Source organism: Saccharothrix sp. ALI-22-I, assembly GCF_001984175.1.
In the GTDB taxonomy this organism is placed as follows: domain Bacteria; phylum Actinomycetota; class Actinomycetes; order Mycobacteriales; family Pseudonocardiaceae; genus Actinosynnema.
Map to the genome: position 1 here is coordinate 296,279 of NZ_MTQP01000064.1, position 19,643 is coordinate 315,921.

Genomic DNA, 19,643 nt, shown 5'->3' on the forward strand with positions numbered 1-19,643 from the left:
AGCGTAAGTTAGCGGAAGCTGGTCCCGCCATAGCCGGGGCCAAAGTCATGGCGTGTTCTCAGGAAGTCGGGCGTGTCGATCAACGCCGGTGCATCATTCGGTGATGGGGTCACCGAAGGTCCGCGGGCGTCGCCGGCTGCGGATCGCTCTCGTCACGTTCGCGGTGTTGTTGTTGCTGATCACCGCCGGTCTACTGGGCTTCGGCTGGTACTACAGCGGCCAGCTCCTCGAACCGGAGAACGCCCGTCCCGGCTACCGCGACACGGTCACCTCGTCGGCGTCGGGGACCGTCTCGCTGGCGGAGTCCAGGGTCACAGTGCTTCCGGGCACGTGGGGTCTCGTATGGCCGGGCGGCGGCGCGAAGGTCGGCCCGGTGACCCAGCGGTCGGAGGGCACGGTGGTGCGCGAGTTGCAGGGCACGGCGCCCCCGGACGGCACGCCGGTGCGACTGGAGACGTCGGTGTGGAGCACGGACCCCGACACCGCGCACGATCTGGACTACACGGAAGTGCGGATTCCCACCGAATTGGGTGACGCGCCGGCATGGCTGGTTCCCGCGACCTCGTCCACGTGGGTCGTCGCGGTACACGGTCGGGGCGGTACCAGGGCCGAGGCCCTGCGGGTCATTCCTGCGCTGCACGGGTTGGGACTACCCGTTCTGGCGGTGACCTATCGCAACGACGAGGGCGCGCCGCGCTCCCCGGACGGCCTCTACCACCTGGGTGACACCGAGTGGCGGGACCTGGAGGCGGCCGTCCGGTACGCCGAGGAGCACGGCGCGCACAACGTCGTGCTGTACGGGTGGTCGATGGGCGGCGCGATCGTCGGCCAGTTCCTGGCGCGCTCGGCGGAGGCGGACGACGTGGCCGCCGTCGTGCTCGACGCGCCCGTGGTGAACTGGACGAAGACGCTGGAGCTGCAGTCGCGCAACCGGGGTGTGCCCGAGCAGTTGGTGCCGGTCGCCGAGCTGGTCTCGGACTGGCGGGTGGACCTGGAGTTCAGCCGCTTCGACCTGCTCGCCAACCCGCCCGCGCGCAAGCCGCCGACCCTGCTGTTCCACGGCGGCGCGGACGGCACCGTGCCGGTGCAGGCGTCCCGGGAGCTGGCCTCGGCGGCGGACCGGCTCGACTGGCCGCTGCGGTACGTCGAGGTGCCCGCGGCGGAGCACACGGCGGCGTGGAACGTCGATCCGGAGGACTACGAAAGCACCGTCAAGGATTTCCTCGACTCGGTCGAGGTCATCCGTTAGTACTTGCCCGACTACACGAAGTAGTTAACCGGGTGATTGTCATGTACGAAATCGTGTGAGATGACCGACCCGAGAACCCCCGGAGGAACCACTCAGCGTCGACACGCGGCCGAGAACAGTTCACCCACCCGTGACGTGGGCCATCTCACGCGCTCACTTGACCTGGGACAACACGTAGTGTCATGATCGAATTACCCTGGGGTTGCCGCCACTTGAGTGGCGGTGCTGACCTCCGGGGGAGACTCGTGACAACATGTGTTCGCGCGGTCGGGGCGAGCCCCGACCGTTCCGCCATGGTGTAAAGGCAGCACCTCGGATTTTGGTTCCGATGGTCCAGGTTCGAATCCTGGTGGCGGAGCGAGAAGGTCGGGCCACACGGGTCCCGGCCGCCCTGCGTCTGCATGGGGGTGTGGGTCGCTGCACGAGGAAGCGGTCGACGAGCAGGACAACGTGGTGCCGGCGCTCCACGAGATGTCCGACGCGTGGCTGGTCGGCCGCGCGAGTGAGCTCGTGGCCGTGGCCCAGAGCAGTCACCTCTCCGACCAGCTCGACGCGGCGCACGAGGTCGACGAGATCCTGGCCGAGGCACAGGGCCGCGGCGAGCCGCGGATCGTCGGCCAGCTCCTGCGCGCGGCGGCCGTGGTCCGGATCGTCACGCCCGGCCTGGTCGACCTGTCCGATTCGGTCCTGGACGAGATGCTGGCGCACTGCCGCCGGCACGGCCTGCTGGTGCTGGAGGCGGAGGCGCACGCCCTGCGCGGCCGCCGCTACCTGCACGGCGGGTTCGAGGACAAGGCGTTGACCGAGGTCGCGGCCGGCCTGGCGATGCTGGAGGAGGACCTCACCCCCGACCCGATGCTGGACAAGCGCACGTGGGACCGGCTGCTCGCCTCCGCGTTGCAGTCGACCGGCCTGGTGCTCACCCAACTGGGTGTCTACGAGATGGCGGACGAGGTGCTGGCGCGGGCGCACAACGCGATCCGGGACAGCGCCAACCCGCACCAGATCTACGTCCACTTGGTCAACCGGGCCCGGATGCTCATCGGCTGGGGCCTGCGGCTGGAGCGGGTGGACAACTTCGAGGAGGCCTCCGAGCGGTTCGCCACCGCGTCGGCCATCTCCACCGCCGTCGAGGGGCCGTTCCGCGAGTCGCTGCACCCCGGCCGGCGGGACCGCACCGCCGCCGAGCAGGTGCCGGTGATCGGCGCGGCGCACGCGCTGGCCAAGCCGGGCGCGGAGCACATCGCGCGGCTGTGGACGCTGCGCGAGCTGGCCATGTACGCCCGCGAGCTGATCATCGTGTCCATAGCGCTGGCCCGCTGCCTGGAGATGGAGGAGCTGCCGCAGCAGGCGTTGCAGGTGCTGCACGACGCCCGGGACCGGCTGGAGCACGACAGCTCCGAACCCACCCTGATGCTGTGCCTGACCCGCGAGTACGCCCGGATGTCCGGCCCGCACGGCGAGCGCACGATCTCGGCGCTGCAGACCTACGCCACCGCGCTGGAGGTGGAGCTGTGGATGATGCAGGAGGCCCGCACCGCCACCCTGCTCACCCGGCGCGATCACGAACGGCTGACGCGGGCGCACGGCGCGGTCGCGCAGCAGGCGATGCAGGACCCGCTGACCGGCCTGCCGAACCGGCGCGCGCTGGACGACCGGCTGGCCACGCTGATCAACGCGCAGACCCACCCGATGGCCGTCGCCCTGGTGGACCTCGACGGGTTCAAGGTGGTGAACGACAAGCACTCGCACGCCGAAGGTGACGATGTCCTGCGCGTGATTGCGAGCACACTGCGGCAGGCCCTGCGGGGTGACGACCTGGTGGCCCGGTACGGCGGCGACGAGTTCGTCGTGCTGCTGCCCGGCGCGCCCCTGTACGCCGCCGAGGCGGCCCTCGGCCGGGCCGTGGACGCCGTCGCAGACCTGCCCCCGGACCTGTCCAGGGGGGTCACCCTGTCGGTCGGCGTGATCTCGGTGCGCCCACGTGAGGCCGCCCACGCCGCGCTGTCCCGTGCCGACTCGGCGATGTACGTTGCGAAGCGCCGAGGTGGCTGCCAGGTTGCGGCGGTGGAAGTCGAGCCGTCCTCGGAGGCTTAGTATCAGCACCTGGCGGGAAGCCAGGCCCCTCCCGCTGTTGAAGCACGTACACAGCTAGGGAGAGCGCTGATGCTCGAGGGTGTACCCACCCCAGTCAGCACGATCGTCCTCGCGGCGGGTGAAGGCACCCGCATGCGCTCAGCCACTCCGAAGGTGCTGCACCGCATCGCCGGCCGTTCCCTGGTGGAACACGCCGTGCGCGCCGCCGCCGGAACCGGACCCGACCACCTCGCCGTCGTGATCGGCCACGGCCGCGCGGCGGTCGCCGGACACCTCGACAGCCTGTCCACCGCGCTGGACCGCAAGGTCACCGTGGCGGTGCAGGAGGAGCAGAAGGGCACCGGGCACGCGGTCGGCTGCGGGCTGGCGGAACTGCCCGCCGACCTGACCGGCACGGTCGTGGTGACCTACGGCGACGTGCCGCTGCTGGACTCCGACACGTTGCGCGGGCTGCTGGTCGAGCACGGCGAGCGGGGCAACGCGGTGACCGTGCTGACGGCCGTGGTGTCCGACCCCACCGGGTACGGGCGGATCGTGCGGTCCGCGGACGGCTCGGTCGAGGCGATCGTCGAGCAGAAGGACGCCACGCCGGAACAGCGGGACATCACCGAGATCAACTCCGGTGTGTACGCGTTCGACGCGGGCGTGCTGCGCGACGGACTGTCCCGACTTTCGACCGACAACGCGCAGGGCGAGCTGTACCTGACCGACGTGCTGACCATCGCGCGCGGTGACGGACGCCGCGTGGGCGCGCTGGTCACGTCGGACCAGTGGCTGGTCGAGGGCGTGAACGACCGGGTGCAGCTGGCCCGGCTCGGCGCGGAGATGAACCGCCGGATCGTGGAGCGGGCGATGCGCTCGGGCGTGACCGTGATCGACCCGGCCACTACCTGGCTGGACGACGACGTGCAGCTCGGGCGGGACGCGCTGATCGAGCCGAACGTGCAGCTGCGCGCGGGCACCACCGTCGGCGAGGGCGCGGTCGTCGGACCGGACACCACGCTGTCGGGGTGCACGATCGGGGCGGGCGCGTCCGTGGTGCGCACGCACGGCTCCGGCGCGGAGATCGGCACGGGCGCGTCCGTCGGCCCGTTCGCCTACCTGCGGCCGGGCACCCGGCTCGGCGCGGACGGCAAGATCGGCACGTTCGTCGAGGTCAAGAACTCGGAGATCGGCACCGGCAGCAAGGTGCCGCACCTGAGCTACATCGGTGACACGACCATCGGGGAGCGCACCAACATCGGTGCGGCCAGCGTCACGGTGAACTACGACGGCGTGAACAAGCACCGGACCGTGATCGGGTCCCACTGCCGAACCGGCTCGGACAACATGTTCGTCGCGCCGGTCACCGTGGGGGACGGCGCGTACACCGGCGCCGGCACCGTGGTGCGGCGCGACGTGCCGCCCGGCGCGCTGGCCGTGTCCGGCGGGCCACAGCGGAACCTCGAAGGCTGGGTGGTCTCGCGGAGGCCGGGCACGGCCGCCGCCGAAGCGGCGGAACGGGCCCAGAAGGCCGGAAATGCCCTGACGCCCGAGAATGCAGGCACAACCGAAGAAGGGCGCTGACCGTGAAGCCCACGATCGCCGGGACCTCCAGCATGAACCCCATGATGGCCGGGACCCCCAAGAAGAACCTGATGCTCTTCGGGGGGCGCGCGTATCCCGAGCTGACCGAGCAGGTGGCCAAGCACCTGAACGTCTCGGTCACCCCGCAGTCGGCGTACGACTTCGCCAACGGCGAGATCTTCGTGCGCTTCGAGGAGAGCGTGCGCGGCTGCGACGCGTTCGTCATCCAGTCGCACTGCGCGCCGATCAACCAGTGGCTGATGGAGCAGCTGATCATGGTGGACGCGCTCAAGCGCGCCTCCGCGAAGCGGATCACCGTGATCATGCCGTTCTACCCGTACGCGCGGCAGGACAAGAAGCACCGCGGGCGTGAGCCGATCTCGGCGCGCCTGGTGGCGGACATGTTCAAGACCGCGGGCGCGGACCGGCTGGTGTCCGTGGACCTGCACACCTCGCAGATCCAGGGATTCTTCGACGGCCCGGTCGACCACCTGTGGGCCATGCCGCTGCTGGCCGAGCACATCCGGGGCAAGTACGCGGGCCGTGAGCTGACGGTCGTGTCGCCGGACGCGGGCCGCACCAAGCTGGCCGAGAAGTGGGCGGACACGCTGGGCGGCACGCCGATCGCGTTCATCCACAAGACCCGCGACCCGCTGCGGCCCAACGAGGTCGTCGCCAACCGGGTCGTCGGCCAGGTCGAGGGCCGGCTGTGCGTCGTCATCGACGACATGATCGACACCGGCGGCACCATCACCAAGGCCGTGGACCAGCTGCTCGCCGAGGGCGCGTCCGACGTGGTCATCGCCGCCACCCACCCGGTCCTGTCCGGCCCCGCCGTGCAGCGCCTCCAGTCCTGCGGCGCCCGTGAGGTCGTCTTCACCGACACGCTCCCCATCCCGGCCGAGAAGCGCTTCGACGCCATGACCGTCCTCCCCATCGCCCCCCTCCTGGCCCGCGTCATCCAGGAAGTCTTCGAAGACGGCTCCGTCACGTCCCTCTTCGACGGCAACGCCTGACCGGAACGCTCAACTCGCCTGTTCCGAACGTTGGACACGCCTGACCGGAACGTTGGACACGCCCACGTGCCCAACACCCAGACCGCGCGTGTCCAACGCTCGGAACGCGCGTGTCCAACGTTCGGAACGCGCGTGTCCTACGTTCGGGACACCCGAATTGAGCGTTCGGGACACCCGATTAGGCCCAGTCCAGCGGGTCGGCATACACTGTTCAGGTTGCCTCGGCGAGGGCGAGCATCACGCTCGGCGTGATCGACGCGGCGGTTGTGATGCCGCGCGTGTTCACCCTCCGCGCCGCCCGCCGCCGCAGGCCAACCCCCGCTTCGCCCCGCCCGACGTACCCGCCGACGTTTACTCAGGCCAGACCGTTAGGAGAGCCCCACCGTGTCCGAGGTCCGTCTCGCCGCAGAGCAGCGCACCGAGTTCGGCAAGGGCGCCGCCCGCCGCACCCGGCGCGCCGGCAAGATCCCCGCGGTGCTCTACGGCCACGGTTCCGACCCGAAGCACCTGGCCCTGCCGGCGCTCGAGTTCGCCCGTGTTGTCCGCGAGCACGGTCAGAACGCAGTTCTCACGCTGGACATCGAGTCCTCCACCGAGCTGGCACTGACCAAGACCGTCACCACGCACCCCATCAAGAACTACATCGAGCACGTCGACCTGCTGCTGGTGCAGCGGGGCGAGAAGGTCACCGTCGAGGTGCCGCTGGTTCTCACCGGCGAAGCCGCCGCGGCGACCCTGCTCACGCAGGACCTCACCACCATCCTGGTGGAGGCCGACGCGCTCAGCATTCCCGAGCAGGTCGAGTTCTCCATCGCGGGTCTGGAGGCCGGCACCCAGGTGCACGCCTCCGACCTGGTGCTGCCCGCCGGCACCACCCTGGCGACCGACGGCGATGCGATGGTCCTCGCGATCAACGCCGCGCCGACCGCCGCCGAAGTGGCCGGCGACACCGGTGAGGCCACCGAGGCCGAGGCCTCCGAAGAAGGCTGAGCCCATCACGTCGGGCAACTCGAACGGCACGCCTCCCCCGCCACACGGCTGGGGCGGCGTGCCGTTCCCGTTTCTGAGCCCGGCGCAGGTGCGGGCCACCAGGTTCCCCCGCAAAAGAGGCAAGGGTTACGACCCGGCGCAGGTGGACGCGTTCCTGCTGCGCATCGCCGACGCCCTCGCCGGACGCACCGAGCTGCACCCCGACCAGGTGCGGACGATCGTGTTCACCGAGATCGCCGGCGGGTACGACCAGCGGGGCGTGGACGACTTCCTGGCCGCCCTGGAGCACCAGCTCAGATCCGGTCACGTGCCGCCGACCACGCTCCAGACGGGTGACTCCCTGCTGGCGGTGAAGCTGCCGCGATCCCCGAACGGCTACGATCGCGGCGAAGTCGACGCGTTCCTCGGCCGGGCCGCCGCGGCGCTGGACGGCCAGGGGCGGATGACCGCGAGCGAGGTCCGCCACACCAGGTTCAGCACCACGTCGGGTCTGCGGCGCGGGTACCAGGTGCGCGCGGTGGACGCCCTGTTGGACGAGCTTGAGCAGGAGTTGCGGTTCCGTGGTCGATGACGTGAGCCTGGTCGTCGGGCTGGGCAACTCCGGCCCCAAGTACGAGGGCAACCGCCACAACGTCGGCTTCCTCGTGCTGGACGTGCTCGCTTCGCGCGTCGGTGGGAAGTTCAAGGCGCACAAGGGCGGCGCGGAGGTGCTCGAAGGCCGGTTGGCCGGGCGCCGGGTCGTGCTGGCGAAGCCACGCGGCTACATGAACAACTCAGGCGGCCCGGTGGCGGGCACGGCGAACTTCTACAAGGTGCCGCCGGCGTCGATCATCGTCGTGCACGACGAGCTGGACCTGCCGTTCGGGACGGTGCGGCTCAAGCTCGGCGGTGGTGACAACGGGCACAACGGGCTGCGGTCGATCACCAAGTCGCTGGGCACCAAGGACTACCACCGGGTGCGGTTCGGCGTGGACCGACCGCCCGGTCGGATGGACCCGGCCGACTACGTGCTGCGCGACTTCTCGCTGGTGGAGCGCAAGGAACTGGCCTTCGAACTGGACCGGACGGCGGACGCCGTGGAGGCGTTGCTGGAACTGGGCCTGGAAGCCGCCCAGAACAAGTTCCACTAGCCCCGCCGGACGTGCCGGAACTTCAGGGTCGGCCGAAGCGGGCCAGCAGGTGCCAGACCTTCTTCAGGTCCTGCTGGTCGTAGCGGTCGCGGACGTCGCCGATGATCTTCGGGGTGAGGACGCCGTCCACGGCGATCTCCAGGCCCAGGTCGACGTACTGCGGCCCGCGGAAGTCGGGGTGGCGGCGCAGTTCGTCCACCGACAGGCGGAAGCCCGGGTGCCACTCGACCGCGCAAGGCAGGCGTGACGCCTCCTCCTCCACCGCCGTGCCCCGGTAGCTCGGGTCGAGCACCAGCGCCTCCGCGTCCGCCTCCACCGACACCGGGCCGTGGACGTGCGCCTCGATGTAGTCGTCCAGCAGGTCCCGGTCGTCGGCGAGTGCGATCTCGATCAACGCCATGCGGTCCGCCGTGCCGAGGTTCTCGGGCTCCAGGAAGCTGTCCGGGTAGCAGAACGTGGTGCGGGACAGGGTGTCGGCGGTCAACCGGAGGTGTGCCGAGCCGAACCGCGGTGACGCGCCGTACGGGCTGAGGCGGAAGTTCAGGCCGCCGTACACCGGTCTGTCGTATGCGGAAGCCCGGTCGTAGACGCCGCCGAACATCCGGCTCTCCCACCGCCACCGGTCGCCACCGGCGAATGCGGTCAGTCCGCCGTTGCTCGTACCGGTGACGAACTGCGACACGTAACGCCCCGTGTCGGCGAGGGCGGCGACCACCCGTTCGGGATGGAAGTTGAGCGTGACGCGCAAGGCGCGGTCGAGCGGTGAGCCGGTCGACCGCGCCTCGACGTGACGGAGCGCATGCTCGGCCCCGGATAACTCGGGCCCGGACATCTCAGCCCGTCGGCACCAGGGACGCGGCGGCGGAGCGGCGGAGCTTGCCGGACGGCGTCTTGGGCAGGCTGCCGGGCTTGAGCACGACCACCGAGAACGGCCGCAGACCCACCGCGTCCACGACCCGTGAGCTGATCTCCTTGCTCAACGCCCGCACCGCGTCGTCCTCACCGGCCAGCTTCGACTCGACCACCACGGCGAACCTCTCGCGCCGCGTGCCCGCGTCCAGCCGCACGGCCACCGCGTTGCCCGCGCGCACACCCTCCACGGCCGTCGCAGCGCGCTCGATGTCCGTGGGGTAGATGTTGCGCCCACCCATGATGATCACGTCCTTGCGCCGCCCGCAGACGACGACCTGGCCGTCCACCAAGTAACCCTCGTCGCCGGTGTCCAGCCAGCCCTCGGCGTCCTGGGTGGCCTTCGGGCCGTCGACGGTGAGGTAGCCGGGCGTCACGGCCTCGCCGCGCACCCGCAACTGCCCGACCTCGCGCTCACCGAGCACCGCGCCCGATTCGTCCACGACCTGGACCTCCAGCCCCGGCAACGGCGGCCCGAGCAGCGGGAACGCCCGCGCGTTGGGGGCGTCCGGCGACACCGGCACGGCGCGGTGGCCCGCCTCCAGCTCCTCGGGGTCGACCACGTCCACCGAGAGACCGGTGAACACCGGCGCGAACGCCACTCCCAGGGTCGTTTCGGCCATGCCGTAGGCGCAGAGGATGGACTCCGGCCGCAGCCCGAACCGCTCGCCCGCGTCGGTGAACGACTTCACCGCGGCCGGGTCGATGGGCTCGGCGCCGTTCAGCGCGAGCCGCAGCGTGGACAGGTCGAACGCGCCGTCGTCCACGCCCTTCATGCGGCGGGCGGCGATGGCGTAGGCGAAGTTCGGCGCGGCGGTGATCGTGCCCCGGTAGCGGCTGATCAGGTCCGGCCACAGGGTCGGCCGGCCGAGGAAGTCGACGGGGGTGACCTTGACCAGGTCGATGCCGAGCAGCATGGGCACGGTCAGGAAGCCGACCATCCCCATGTCGTGGAACAGCGGCAGCCAGGAGACCATCCGGTCGGTCTCCGGGTCGAGTTCGGCGGCGATCTCCATGGCCTTGGCGTTGGACCACAGGTTGCCGTGCGTGATCCGGACGGCCTTCGGGTCGGCGGTGGAACCGCTGGTGAGCTGGAGCAGCGCGGGCATGTCCTCGTCGACGTCGACGGGCGCCGCCAGCGGCTCGCCGGCCAGCTCGGTCAGCTCGGCCAGCTTGCGGTAGGCGACGCCGTGCTCGTCCAGGACGCCCGACAGCGCGTCGAACGGCGCGCCGAGCAGCACGAGCTTCGCGCCGATCATGCTCAGCACCCGGAGGGTGTCCTCGGCCCACTCGGCCAGGTCGGTGCGGGCCGTCGGCTGGTGCAGCATGGTCGTGCTGCCGCCGGCCAGCCACACCGCCTGCACGGCGGGCGCGATCTCGGCCGGGTCGCCCGCGAGGACCGCGATCGACTCGCCCCTGGCGATCCCACCGGCCACGAGCGCGCCGGCCATGCGGGTGGCCTGCTCGTGCACCTCCGCCCACGACCGCCGGGTCGGAGCGCTCGGCTCCCCCGTGGTCATGCCCCGCGCCCGTCCCCCGGCCCCCGTAGCGGTTGCCACCATCGTGTCCACGAACCGGCTCATGCACGCAAGGGTAGAGCGATCTTCTGACGCATTGAGCCAATAGGGCGAAACAATCGCACCACCCTGCGGCGATACTCCCCGGTACACCACACGAAGGAGGTATTGCGTGGCCGGGTTCGACGCGCGCCAGCACATGCCGGCACATCCGGCGCCGCTGTTGGGCGCGCAGGATCTGCGGCAGGTCGCCTTCCACCGCCCCCCGCCCGGCCAACCCGGGTACGACGAAGGCCAGGTGGACGCCTTCCTCGACCGCATCGAGGAGACCTTGCTGGGCCGGGACGACGTGACAGAGCAGGACGTCCGCCAGGTGCGGTTCAGACCCGGCCGGCCCGGTTACTACGCGATCGAGGTCGACGCGTTCATGGACCTCGCAGCCGAGACGCTCGGTTCCACGCCGCAAAGACACCAGGCCGCCGCACCCGCGCAGGGCGCGCACGCCACGTCGACCGGGATGCGCCCCGCGGCTGGTCTGACACCGCAGGACGTGCGGGGTGTGCGGTTCCACAAGCCCAGACCGGGCAACCGCGGCTACCACGAGGGCGAGATCGACACGTTCCTCGACCGGATCGAGAACACCCTGGCGGGGCGGGACGACCTGACCGCGCAGGAAGTGCAGGACTTCGAGTTCAGCTACGCCCCACCGGGGCAGGCGGGCTACGACGAGGACGACGTGGACACGTTCCTCGACCTGGTCGTGGTGACGTTGGAGCGCATGCCCACCCCGCCTCCTCTCACCCGTTCCACTCCTCCCCCTCCTTCGGCTTCCCCCGCTCCCTTCGCACCTCCCTCGCCTCCCTCGCCTCCCGTCCGACCGCGTCCGGGCCCCGGCACCCGCCCGTTGACCGCCCGTGACGTCCGCACCGCCGCCTTCGGCAAGCCGCCACGCGGCCGGCGCGGCTACCAGGAGTCGCAGGTCGACAAGTTCCTGGACCGGATCGAGAACACCCTGCTCGGACAGGACGACCTGACCGCCCAGGAGGTCCGCGAAGTCCGCTTCAGCCGGCCCATGTTCGGCCGGCGCGGGTACGACGAGAACGAGGTCGACGCGTTCCTGGCCCGGATCGAGAAGCAGCTGGGCGACGGACCGCTGCGGCCCGGCGCGCTCCCACCGATCACATCGTGGAAGCAGCTGCGCCTGATCAAGATCCCGCTGGCGGGGCCGGCGGAGCGCGGCTACCGCGTATCCCAGGTGGACCGGGTGCTGGAGGAAATCGGCATCGCCCTAGACGGCATGATCGGCGCGTCGGCCGCCGACGTGGCGAAAACCAAGTTCGCCACGTCCCTGATGGCCGGCCAGGGCTACGACTGCGCGTACGTAGACGAACTGATGCCACTCCTCGTCGCCGAACTCCGCCGCCGAGGCCGCTAGCCGCCGCCGCGTGTCCAACGTCCAGAACGCGCGTGTCCAACGCTCAGAACGCGCGTGTCCAACGTCCAGAACGCGCGTGTCCAACGTCCAGGTACCCCGAGTTGAACGCTCAGGTCGGTCGGCCCGTGTTCTGAGCGTTCAACTCGGGTGTTCTGAACGTTGGACACGCGTGACGCGAACGTTGGACACGCGGGTTAGTTTTCGGAGGTTTCGGCGGCGGCGAGCCACTGGGACTCGACGGTCTCGGCCTCGGCCAGGACGGCTTTCAGTTCGGCGTCCAGGGCCATGAGGCGCTCGGGGTCGGTGGCGGCTTCGGCCAGGGCCGCGTGTAGCTGGGCTTCTTTTTTGTGCAGGGTTTCCAGGCGGCGTTCGAGGCGGGCCAGTTCCTTGCGGGCGGCACGCTGGTCGGCGGCCGAAGAGGGAGCGGTGGCGGACTTCGAGGCCGGCACGGCGTCGGCGTCCTTCTGCTTGTCCCGCCGCCGCAGGTACTCCTCGATCCCACCGGGCAGGTCGGTCAGCCCGCCGTCGCCGAACAACGCCACCACCTGGTCGCACACCCGCTCCACCAGGTACCGGTCGTGCGAGATCACCACCAGCGTCCCCGGCCACGAGTCGAGCAGGTCCTCCAGCTGCTGCAACGTGTCGATGTCCAGGTCGTTGGTGGGCTCGTCCAGCAGCAGCACGTTCGGCTCGGCCATCAGCAACCGGCACAGCTGCAACCGCCGCCGCTCACCGCCGGACAGGTCACCGACCGGCGTCCACTGCTTCTGCGACGAGAACCCGAACCGCTCGGCCAGCTGCGACGCGGACAGCTCCTGCTTGCCCAACACCACCCGCCGCGCGATCTCCTCCACGGCTTCCAGCACCCGCATCGACCCGTCCAGGTCGTGCAGCTCCTGGCTGAGGTGCGCGAGCTTCACCGTCTGCCCCTGGATGCGCTTGCCGGTCTCCAGCTCACGCTCACCCGCCAACGCCCTCAACAGCGTCGTCTTGCCCGACCCGTTCACGCCCACGATCCCGACCCGGTCACCCGGCCCGATCCGCCACGTCAGGTCGCGCACCAGCACCCGGTCGGGCACGGTCAGCGTCGCGTCCTCCAGCTCCAGCACCGTGCGCCCGAGCCGCTTCTTGGCGAACGCCATCAGCTCGACCGAGTCGCGCGGCGGCGGCACGTCGGAGATCAACGCCTCCGCGGCGTCGATGCGGTAGCGGGGCTTGGACGTGCGGGCGGGCGCGCCGCGGCGCAGCCACGCCAGCTCCTTGCGGGCCAGGTTGCGCCGCTTCTCCTCGATCGTGTCGGCCAGCCGGGCACGCTCGGCGCGGGCGAAGATCCAGTCCGCGTAGCCGCCCTCGTACTGCTCGACCCGACCGCCGACGACCTCCCACGTCCGGCTGCACACCGTGTCCAGGAACCACCGGTCGTGTGTCACCACGACGAGTGCCGTGCGGCGGGCCAGCAGGTGCTCGGCCAGCCAGCGCACGCCCTCGACGTCGAGGTGGTTGGTGGGCTCGTCGAGCACGACCAGGTCCAGGTCCTGCACCAACGCCGCCGCCAACGCCACCCGGCGCCGCTCGCCACCGGACATCGTGCCCACCGGCGAGTCCAGCCCGAACCCGGTGATGCCGAGCCCGTCGAGGATCGACCGCACCCGCGCGTCGGCGGCCCACTCGTGCTCGGCGTCGAACCCGAGCGGGTCGATCACGGCGTTGCGGACGGTCGAGCCCTCGGCCAGTTCGGTGCGCTGCGTGACCACCGCCATGCGCAGCCCGCGGTTCTGGCTGACCCGTCCCTCGTCCGGTTCGGCCAGCCCGGCCAGGACCTCCAGCAGCGTCGTCTTGCCGCCGCCGTTGAGGCCGACGACCCCGATGCGGTCTCCTTCGCCGACGCCGAGGGACACGCCGTCGAGCAGCGGACGCACGCCGAACGACTTGGAGACACTCTCCAAGTTGACCAAGTTGGCCATGTACCAGCACCTTCATCGAGATTGTGAGACGAGCGCAGTACGCGCAGCCAGTACGCGCAGTACGCCAGCCTAGCTATCGCGCCGGTAACGACGGTGCGCCCGGACTCGACCTACCGGCTGTAACCGAATCAGGGGGAGTCCGATGTCACAGCCCAAGTGGGTGTGGGTGGTCGGCGCGGTCGCGGCCCTGGTGGTCGTGGGCGCGCTCGTGGACGACGATGACGGGACCGCGCCACCGGCCACCACCGAGACCACTCAGCTCGTCGGCGAGGCGACCGCCGTGCCCCCACCTGCCACCAACGCCGCGAAGACGTGCACCGTCCCGGATGTCGTCGGCATGGTCCACCAGAGCGCGCAGGACACCATGCAGGCCGCCGGCCTGTACCGGCTGCGGGAAGAGGACGCGACCGGCCAGAACCGGGTGCTCGTGCTGGACCGGAACTGGACCACGACGGCGCAGGACGTCGCCGCCGGTCAGGTCGTGCCCTGCGACACGGAGATCACGCTGCTGGCCAAGAAGACGGGCGAATAGGCCCGAACGCACGGCCCGGCTCCATGGCCCGGATACGCATTTCAGGCGTGGACCTCGGGCGGGATCGGACGGGGAGCCTCCTCGGTGCCGACGACGCGGGCGCCGTGCACCGGCCCCTGCGCCACGCGCACCGTCCGGCACACGCCCGCGCCCGCCAGTTCGGCCGCCACGCGCACCGCCGAGTCACCGTCCGTGCACAGGAACGCACAGGTCGGACCCGATCCGGACACCATGCCGGCCAACGCGCCCGCGTTCACGCCCGCGCGCAGCGTGCGGCGCAGGTTCGGCCGCAGTGAAACCGCGGCGGCCTGGAGGTCGTTGCCCAGCAGCAGCGCGAGCTGACGCGGGTCACCGGACGCCAGGCCCTCCAGCACGGCCTCCGCCTCGCCCACGCGGGGCGGGTCGCCGTCCGTGCGCAGCCGGTCCAGTTCGTCGAACACCTCGGGCGTGGACAGGCCGCGCCGGTCGAACGCCAGCACCCAGTGGAACGTGTGCCGCGCCAGCACCGGCACGATCCGGTCACCCCGGTCGGTGCCGAGCGCCGTGCCGCCGTAGATGGCGAACGGGACGTCCGCGCCGATCTTGCCCGCCAGGCCGGCCAGCTCGTCCCGGCTGATCTCCAGCCGCCACAGCGAGGCCAGGCCGACGAGTGTCGCCGCCGCGTCCGCGCTGCCGCCCGCCATGCCGCCGGCGACCGGGATGGCCTTGCGGATCGCCACCCGGACCTTCGGGTCGTCCGGGTCGCGGCCGACGTGCTGGGCCAGGACGCGCACCGCCCGCCAGGCCAGGTTGGACGGCCCGGTGGGCACCGCGTCGGCGCCCTCGCCGTGCACCTCGACACCGGGGTCGTCGGCGATGGCGACGGTCACCTCGTCGGTCAGCGACAAGGCTTGGAAGATCGTCACCAGGTCGTGGTAACCGTCCGCGCGTGGATCCCCCACGGCCAGGTGCAGATTGACCTTGGCCGGGACGCGGACGGTGACCGGGGGCGGGACGACAGCGAGCACGCCATGAAGCCTACGGGCGTTTCCGGGGTGCCCGCTCCCACCGACCGCTGACCTGCGGCAGAACACACCTCCCGAACACCCGCTCCGGGAGTTGTCCACAGGCTGGAGGCGAACGGCCTCGCGTTGTCGGACCCAGCCGGCAAGATCAAAGCAGGGGTCCCCTTGGCGGGGACCCCTGCGAAAGCGCGTTCTCGCGTCCACCCAGCCACGTGAGTGGCAGCGGGTGGACGGCGGCTGGGTGCGGCGGGTGGGTTGTCAGACGGCGAGCACGGAGCCGGAGAAGGTTTCCTTGATGTAGTCCTTGACCTGCTGTGACTGGAGGAGGTCAAGGAGGTCCTTGATGCGCTTGTCGTCCTTCAGCTCAAGGCGGGTGACGAGGCCGTTCGCGTTCGGGTTGCCCTCGGCCTTCTCCAGGGCCAACGCGTCGGACTCGGGCTTGAGACCGGCGTCGATGGCGTAGTTGCCGTTCACCACGGACGCGTCGGTGTCGTCCAGGGAGCGGGGCAGCTGGGCGGCCTCCAGCTCGACGAACTCCAGGTTCTTCGGGTTCTCCGCGATGTCCCGGATGGTCGCCGTCTTCTCGGTGCCCGGCTCGACCTTGATCAGGCCGTTGTCCTGGAGCAGCTTCAGGCCGCGTGCCTCGTTCGTCGCGTCGTTGGCCACCGCCACGCGCGCGCCGGACGGGAGGTCGGCCAGCGACTTGTGCTTCTTCGAGTACACGCCCAGCGGCTCGATGTGCACCGGGCCGATCCACTCCAGCGGCGCGCCGCTCTCCGCCTTGAACGTGTCCAGGTACGGCACGGTCTGGAAGTAGTTCGCGTCCAGCGACCCGTCCACCAGCGCCGTGTTCGGCTGCACGTAGTCGGTGAACTCCACGACCTCGATCTTCAGCCCCTTCGACGCGGCCAGGTTGTCCGCCACGTACCGCAGCACCTGGGCGTGCGGGACGGGGCTCACGCCGATTTTCAAAGCCGCGTTCGGGTCCGAAGCGGCGCCGGTGTCGCCACTACCGCAGCCCACTGCGGTCAGCAGCACGGCCAGCAGGGCAGCACGAATACGCATGTCATTCCTTCTGGGAGAGGACAGCTTCCGAGGAGAGGAGAGGACGGATCAGATGGACGTGGTGCGGCGGCGGTCGACGCCGCGGGCCACGCGGTTGGTGACGAGCTGGATCGCGGTGGCGATGATCGCCAGCACCACGACCGTGCTCCACAGGAAGCGGTCGTTGAACCGCTGATAACCCATGCGCACGGCGAGGTCCCCCAGACCGCCGCCGCCGACCACACCGGCCATCGCCGAGTAGCCCAGCAGGGCGATCGCGGTCACGCCGATGGCGTTGATCAGCGCGGGCAGCGACTCGCGGAGCAGCACGCTGCGCACGATCCGCAACGTGGACGACCCGGTCGTGACGGCGGCCTCGACCACCGCCACGTTCACCTCGGACAGCACGTTCTGGACCAGCCTGCCGACGAACGGGATCGCGCCGACCGACAGCGGCACGATCGCCGCCGTGGGCCCGATGGTGCTGGTGAGCAGCAGTCTGGTCAGCGAGGTGAGGACCACCAGCAGGACCAGGAAAGGCATGGAACGGCCCAGGTCCACCACGAACCCGAGGACCTTGTGCAGCACCGGGCGGGGATTCAGCCCACCGGGAGCGGTGAGCTGAAGCCAGATGCCGACGGGCGTGCCGAGCAGAACCGCGATGAGGGTCGAGACCACCACCATGTACAACGTCTCACCGGTGGCGACGAGCAGTTGGTCGAAGACCTCCGACCAGGGTGTTGCAGACCTCACGCAGCTACTCCCTGGGGACCCGCGAGGGTCCGGCGCACCGAGCCGCCTGCCTCCGAGATCCACTCCAACGCCGAGTCCGCGCGCTCACCCTTCAGGCCCACGCGGAACCGAGCGACCGGGGTCTCCCCCAGCCGGGTCAGGCCGCCGCCCAACAGGTTCAGCTCGACGCCGAACCGGCTGGTCGCCTCGGGCAGCAACGCGCCGACGGCGGCGAAGCCGATCAGCACGATGTCCGCGACCCGGTCGAACGCGCCTTCCGCGGCCGGGTTCTGGTCCACGGCGGGCAGCAGCGACGCGGCCGTGCGGCTGGCGGCGTCGGACACCAGGTCGAGCACCTTGCCGTGCTCCACGACCCGGCCGCCCTCCAGCACCGCGACGTCGTCGCAGATCTTCCGGACCACGCCCATGTCGTGCGTGACCACGAGCACCGTCACGCCGAGTTCGGCACGCGCCCGGTCCAGCACGGTCAGCACGGAACCGGTGGTGTCGGGGTCGAGCGCGGACGTCGGCTCGTCGGCCAGCAGCACCGACGGCGACGCGGCGAGCGCCCGCGCGACCGCGATCCGCTGGCGCTGGCCACCGGAGAGCTGGTCGGGGTACGAGCCCGCCTTGTCGGTCAGGCCGACCAGGTCGAGGAGTTCGGCGACGCGGTTGCGGCGCTGCGGACCGGCCACGCCCGCGGCTTCCAGCGGCAGCGCGACGTTGCCCGCGGCGGTGCGCTGGCGCAGCAGGGAATCCCCTTGCGGCACAACGCCGATCTGCCGGCGGGCGGCGCGCAGCGCGGTACCGTCGAGGGACACGAGGTCGGTGCCGTCGACGCGGATCGCACCGCTGTCGGGGCGCTCCAGGAGCGCGACGCACCGGGCCAGGGTGGACTTGCCCGCGCCGCTGGGGCCGACGACGCCGAGGACGGTGCCCGCGGCGACGTCCAGGTTCACGCCGTCCAGCGCGCGAACCTGCCCGGTACTCCCGGGGAAGGTCTTGGTGAGGTTTTCGACAGTGATCACGTTTCGCTCCACGACTGCATGCGGCAGCACACGCTCATGGCGTGCGAGACCGGCGGCTCAGCTCAGAGGGTGGCCTGACAATGTCCCGACAGGTGCGGGAAGTCCCGGCGGAAGCGGGACGGCGAGGATTCGAAGGCGCCTGGGCCGCTAGAAGCTGCGACAGGCCGACGACGTGCGGCGGCCGTGGTCGACGACCCGCCTGCGGGTGAGCATTCGCATCCTGGGCACGTGATCCTCCATCGATCCTGGCTGAAGCACCTGCCCCCGTGGGGGGGTGGTTGCTGCGGCGTCGTAGAGCCAGGTCTCTCAGCCGCTCGGGATGGCAGTACGAGTAGACCTGACCAGCCCCTGCCGACGCAAGCCTGAAGCGCGATCGTCCGGCAAATCACACTTTTGGCCGAAAGATCATCGACTATCGGCTGGACGCAACCTCGGCTATCCGGACGAAGTCACTGACGCCCAGTTGTTCGCCGCGGACGGCCGGGTCTACGCCGGCGGCGACGAGGAGGCGTTCGGCTTCGGCGGCTGAGCCGGCCCAACCGGAGAGTGCGCCGCGCAGCATCTTGCGGCGTTGGGCGAAGGCGGCGTCCACCAAGGAGAAGAGCTGTCTCTGGTCCACTGTGGATAGTGGGGGGTGGCGCTCGAAGGCGACCAGGGCCGAATCGACGTTGGGGATCGGCCAGAAGACCGAGCGGGGGACTGGGCCGGCTCGGCGTGCGTCGGCGTACCAGGCGAGTTTGACGCTGGGGACGCCGTAGACCTTGCTGCCCGGGCCGGCGGCCATTCGGTCGGCTACCTCGGATTGGACCATGACCAGGCCGGTGCGCAGTGATGGCAGCTCGGCCAGCAGGTGCAGGACTACGGGGACGGCGATGTTGTACGGGAGGTTCGCGACGAGGGCGGTGGGTGGTACTGGCATTTGGGCTGCTGTTACGCGCATCGCATCGGCGTGGACCACGGATAGCCGGTTTGCGAGGTCGGGGGCGCGTTCGGCGACGGTCAGCGGGAGGCGGTTCGCCAGGACTTCGTCGATCTCCACGGCTACCAGGGCTCGGCACGACGGCAGCAGCGCCAGCGTGAGGGAGCCCAGGCCGGGGCCGACTTCGAGCACTACGTCGTCGGGGCGTAGGTCGGCTGCCGAGACGATGCGGCGGACCGTGTTGGGGTCGTGCACGAAGTTCTGCCCCAGTTTTTTGGTGGGGCGGATGTCCAGCTCGGCTGCCAGCCGACGGACGTCGGCCGGCCCTAGGAGGTGGCTCCCCGGGCTGGTCGACGTCGAATCCTCAGTCACGGGGGCCATTCTCCAACACGGTTCGTGGATCATGGCGGCGGTGCCCGACCGTCGGTCCACGATCGTCGTCCACGGGTGTTGGTGCTCACGGGTGTTGGTGCTCACGGGCACCGGGTTGGGTCCGGCTCCCCGGCGGTGT

General features: G+C 70.6%; 17 protein-coding genes, 1 tRNA gene and 1 riboswitch. Of the genes, 10 read left to right on the forward strand and 8 right to left on the reverse strand.

Annotated features, from left to right (window positions below):
* Window positions 1-103 precede the first annotated feature (103 nt).
* The 8 genes from ALI22I_RS26390 to pth all read left to right on the forward strand — a co-directional run bounded on the left by ALI22I_RS26390 (window position 104) and on the right by pth (window position 8,048).
* The gene (locus tag ALI22I_RS26390) at window positions 104-1,249 is read left to right on the forward strand and encodes an alpha/beta hydrolase family protein (RefSeq protein WP_077008212.1); all 1,146 of its coding nucleotides are present in this window, start codon (window positions 104-106) and stop codon (window positions 1,247-1,249) included.
* Between the two features lie 287 nt (window positions 1,250-1,536).
* Window positions 1,537-1,607, forward strand: a tRNA-Gln gene (locus ALI22I_RS26395).
* 95 nt (window positions 1,608-1,702) lie between these two features.
* A complete protein-coding gene (locus ALI22I_RS26400) occupies window positions 1,703-3,346 on the forward strand; it encodes a GGDEF domain-containing protein (RefSeq protein WP_443216965.1) in 1,644 nt (547 codons plus the stop codon).
* Window positions 3,347-3,415: 69 nt separating this feature from the next.
* Entirely contained in the window at window positions 3,416-4,912 is a 1,497-nt protein-coding gene (gene glmU / locus ALI22I_RS26405) for a bifunctional UDP-N-acetylglucosamine diphosphorylase/glucosamine-1-phosphate N-acetyltransferase GlmU (RefSeq protein ID WP_077008214.1), read from the forward strand.
* Between the two features lie 44 nt (window positions 4,913-4,956).
* Window positions 4,957-5,928, forward strand: coding sequence for a ribose-phosphate diphosphokinase (locus ALI22I_RS26410; RefSeq protein ID WP_077008329.1), 972 nt, complete (start codon window positions 4,957-4,959; stop codon window positions 5,926-5,928).
* A 384-nt stretch (window positions 5,929-6,312) separates the two neighbouring features.
* A complete protein-coding gene (locus tag ALI22I_RS26415; RefSeq protein WP_077008215.1) occupies window positions 6,313-6,918 on the forward strand; it encodes a 50S ribosomal protein L25/general stress protein Ctc in 606 nt (201 codons plus the stop codon).
* A 58-nt stretch (window positions 6,919-6,976) separates the two neighbouring features.
* On the forward strand, window positions 6,977-7,489 hold the full coding sequence (locus ALI22I_RS26420) for a DivIVA domain-containing protein (RefSeq protein ID WP_077008216.1): 513 nt from the start codon (window positions 6,977-6,979) through the stop codon (window positions 7,487-7,489).
* Complete coding sequence (gene pth, locus ALI22I_RS26425) at window positions 7,479-8,048, forward strand: aminoacyl-tRNA hydrolase (protein WP_077008217.1); 570 nt, start codon at window positions 7,479-7,481, stop codon at window positions 8,046-8,048. The genes ALI22I_RS26420 and pth overlap by 11 nt, the downstream gene beginning before the upstream one ends.
* Window positions 8,049-8,070: 22 nt before the next feature.
* Here the strand turns inward: pth and ALI22I_RS26430 are convergent, their stop codons facing one another.
* Both ALI22I_RS26430 and ALI22I_RS26435 read right to left on the reverse strand, forming a co-directional pair.
* Window positions 8,071-8,880: a DUF3626 domain-containing protein gene (locus tag ALI22I_RS26430; protein WP_077008218.1), complete on the reverse strand. Its 810-nt coding sequence runs from the start codon at window positions 8,878-8,880 to the stop codon at window positions 8,071-8,073.
* A gap of 1 nt (window position 8,881) precedes the next feature.
* Window positions 8,882-10,540: a fatty acyl-AMP ligase gene (locus ALI22I_RS26435; RefSeq protein ID WP_077008219.1), complete on the reverse strand. Its 1,659-nt coding sequence runs from the start codon at window positions 10,538-10,540 to the stop codon at window positions 8,882-8,884.
* Window positions 10,541-10,646: 106 nt separating this feature from the next.
* On the opposite strand from ALI22I_RS26435, the gene ALI22I_RS54815 reads away from it, so the two are divergent.
* Window positions 10,647-11,909, forward strand: coding sequence for a DivIVA domain-containing protein (locus ALI22I_RS54815; RefSeq protein ID WP_077008220.1), 1,263 nt, complete (start codon window positions 10,647-10,649; stop codon window positions 11,907-11,909).
* Window positions 11,910-12,103: 194 nt separating this feature from the next.
* Here the strand turns inward: ALI22I_RS54815 and ALI22I_RS26445 are convergent, their stop codons facing one another.
* Entirely contained in the window at window positions 12,104-13,873 is a 1,770-nt protein-coding gene (locus tag ALI22I_RS26445) for an ABC-F family ATP-binding cassette domain-containing protein (RefSeq protein ID WP_077008221.1), read from the reverse strand.
* A 142-nt stretch (window positions 13,874-14,015) separates the two neighbouring features.
* On the opposite strand from ALI22I_RS26445, the gene ALI22I_RS53950 reads away from it, so the two are divergent.
* Window positions 14,016-14,405, forward strand: a complete 390-nt coding sequence (locus tag ALI22I_RS53950) for a PASTA domain-containing protein (RefSeq protein ID WP_238598575.1) — start codon at window positions 14,016-14,018, stop codon at window positions 14,403-14,405.
* A 41-nt stretch (window positions 14,406-14,446) separates the two neighbouring features.
* Here ALI22I_RS53950 and ALI22I_RS26455 read toward each other — a convergent pair whose 3' ends face one another.
* The 5 genes from ALI22I_RS26455 to rsmA form a co-directional block, all read right to left on the reverse strand.
* Window positions 14,447-15,412 (reverse strand): 4-(cytidine 5'-diphospho)-2-C-methyl-D-erythritol kinase, encoded by a 966-nt coding sequence (locus ALI22I_RS26455; RefSeq protein ID WP_077008222.1) that lies wholly within the window; start codon window positions 15,410-15,412, stop codon window positions 14,447-14,449.
* Window positions 15,413-15,667: 255 nt separating this feature from the next.
* Window positions 15,668-16,474: a MetQ/NlpA family ABC transporter substrate-binding protein gene (locus ALI22I_RS26460; protein ID WP_077008223.1), complete on the reverse strand. Its 807-nt coding sequence runs from the start codon at window positions 16,472-16,474 to the stop codon at window positions 15,668-15,670.
* 48 nt (window positions 16,475-16,522) lie between these two features.
* Entirely contained in the window at window positions 16,523-17,206 is a 684-nt protein-coding gene (locus ALI22I_RS26465; RefSeq protein WP_077008224.1) for a methionine ABC transporter permease, read from the reverse strand.
* Window positions 17,203-18,213: a methionine ABC transporter ATP-binding protein gene (locus ALI22I_RS26470; RefSeq protein ID WP_077008225.1), complete on the reverse strand. Its 1,011-nt coding sequence runs from the start codon at window positions 18,211-18,213 to the stop codon at window positions 17,203-17,205. The genes ALI22I_RS26465 and ALI22I_RS26470 overlap by 4 nt, the downstream gene beginning before the upstream one ends.
* Window positions 18,214-18,446: 233 nt before the next feature.
* Window positions 18,447-18,539: riboswitch (SAM riboswitch) on the reverse strand.
* Between the two features lie 86 nt (window positions 18,540-18,625).
* The gene (rsmA, locus tag ALI22I_RS26475; protein ID WP_238598576.1) at window positions 18,626-19,504 is read right to left on the reverse strand and encodes a 16S rRNA (adenine(1518)-N(6)/adenine(1519)-N(6))-dimethyltransferase RsmA; all 879 of its coding nucleotides are present in this window, start codon (window positions 19,502-19,504) and stop codon (window positions 18,626-18,628) included.
* Window positions 19,505-19,643 lie beyond the last annotated feature (139 nt).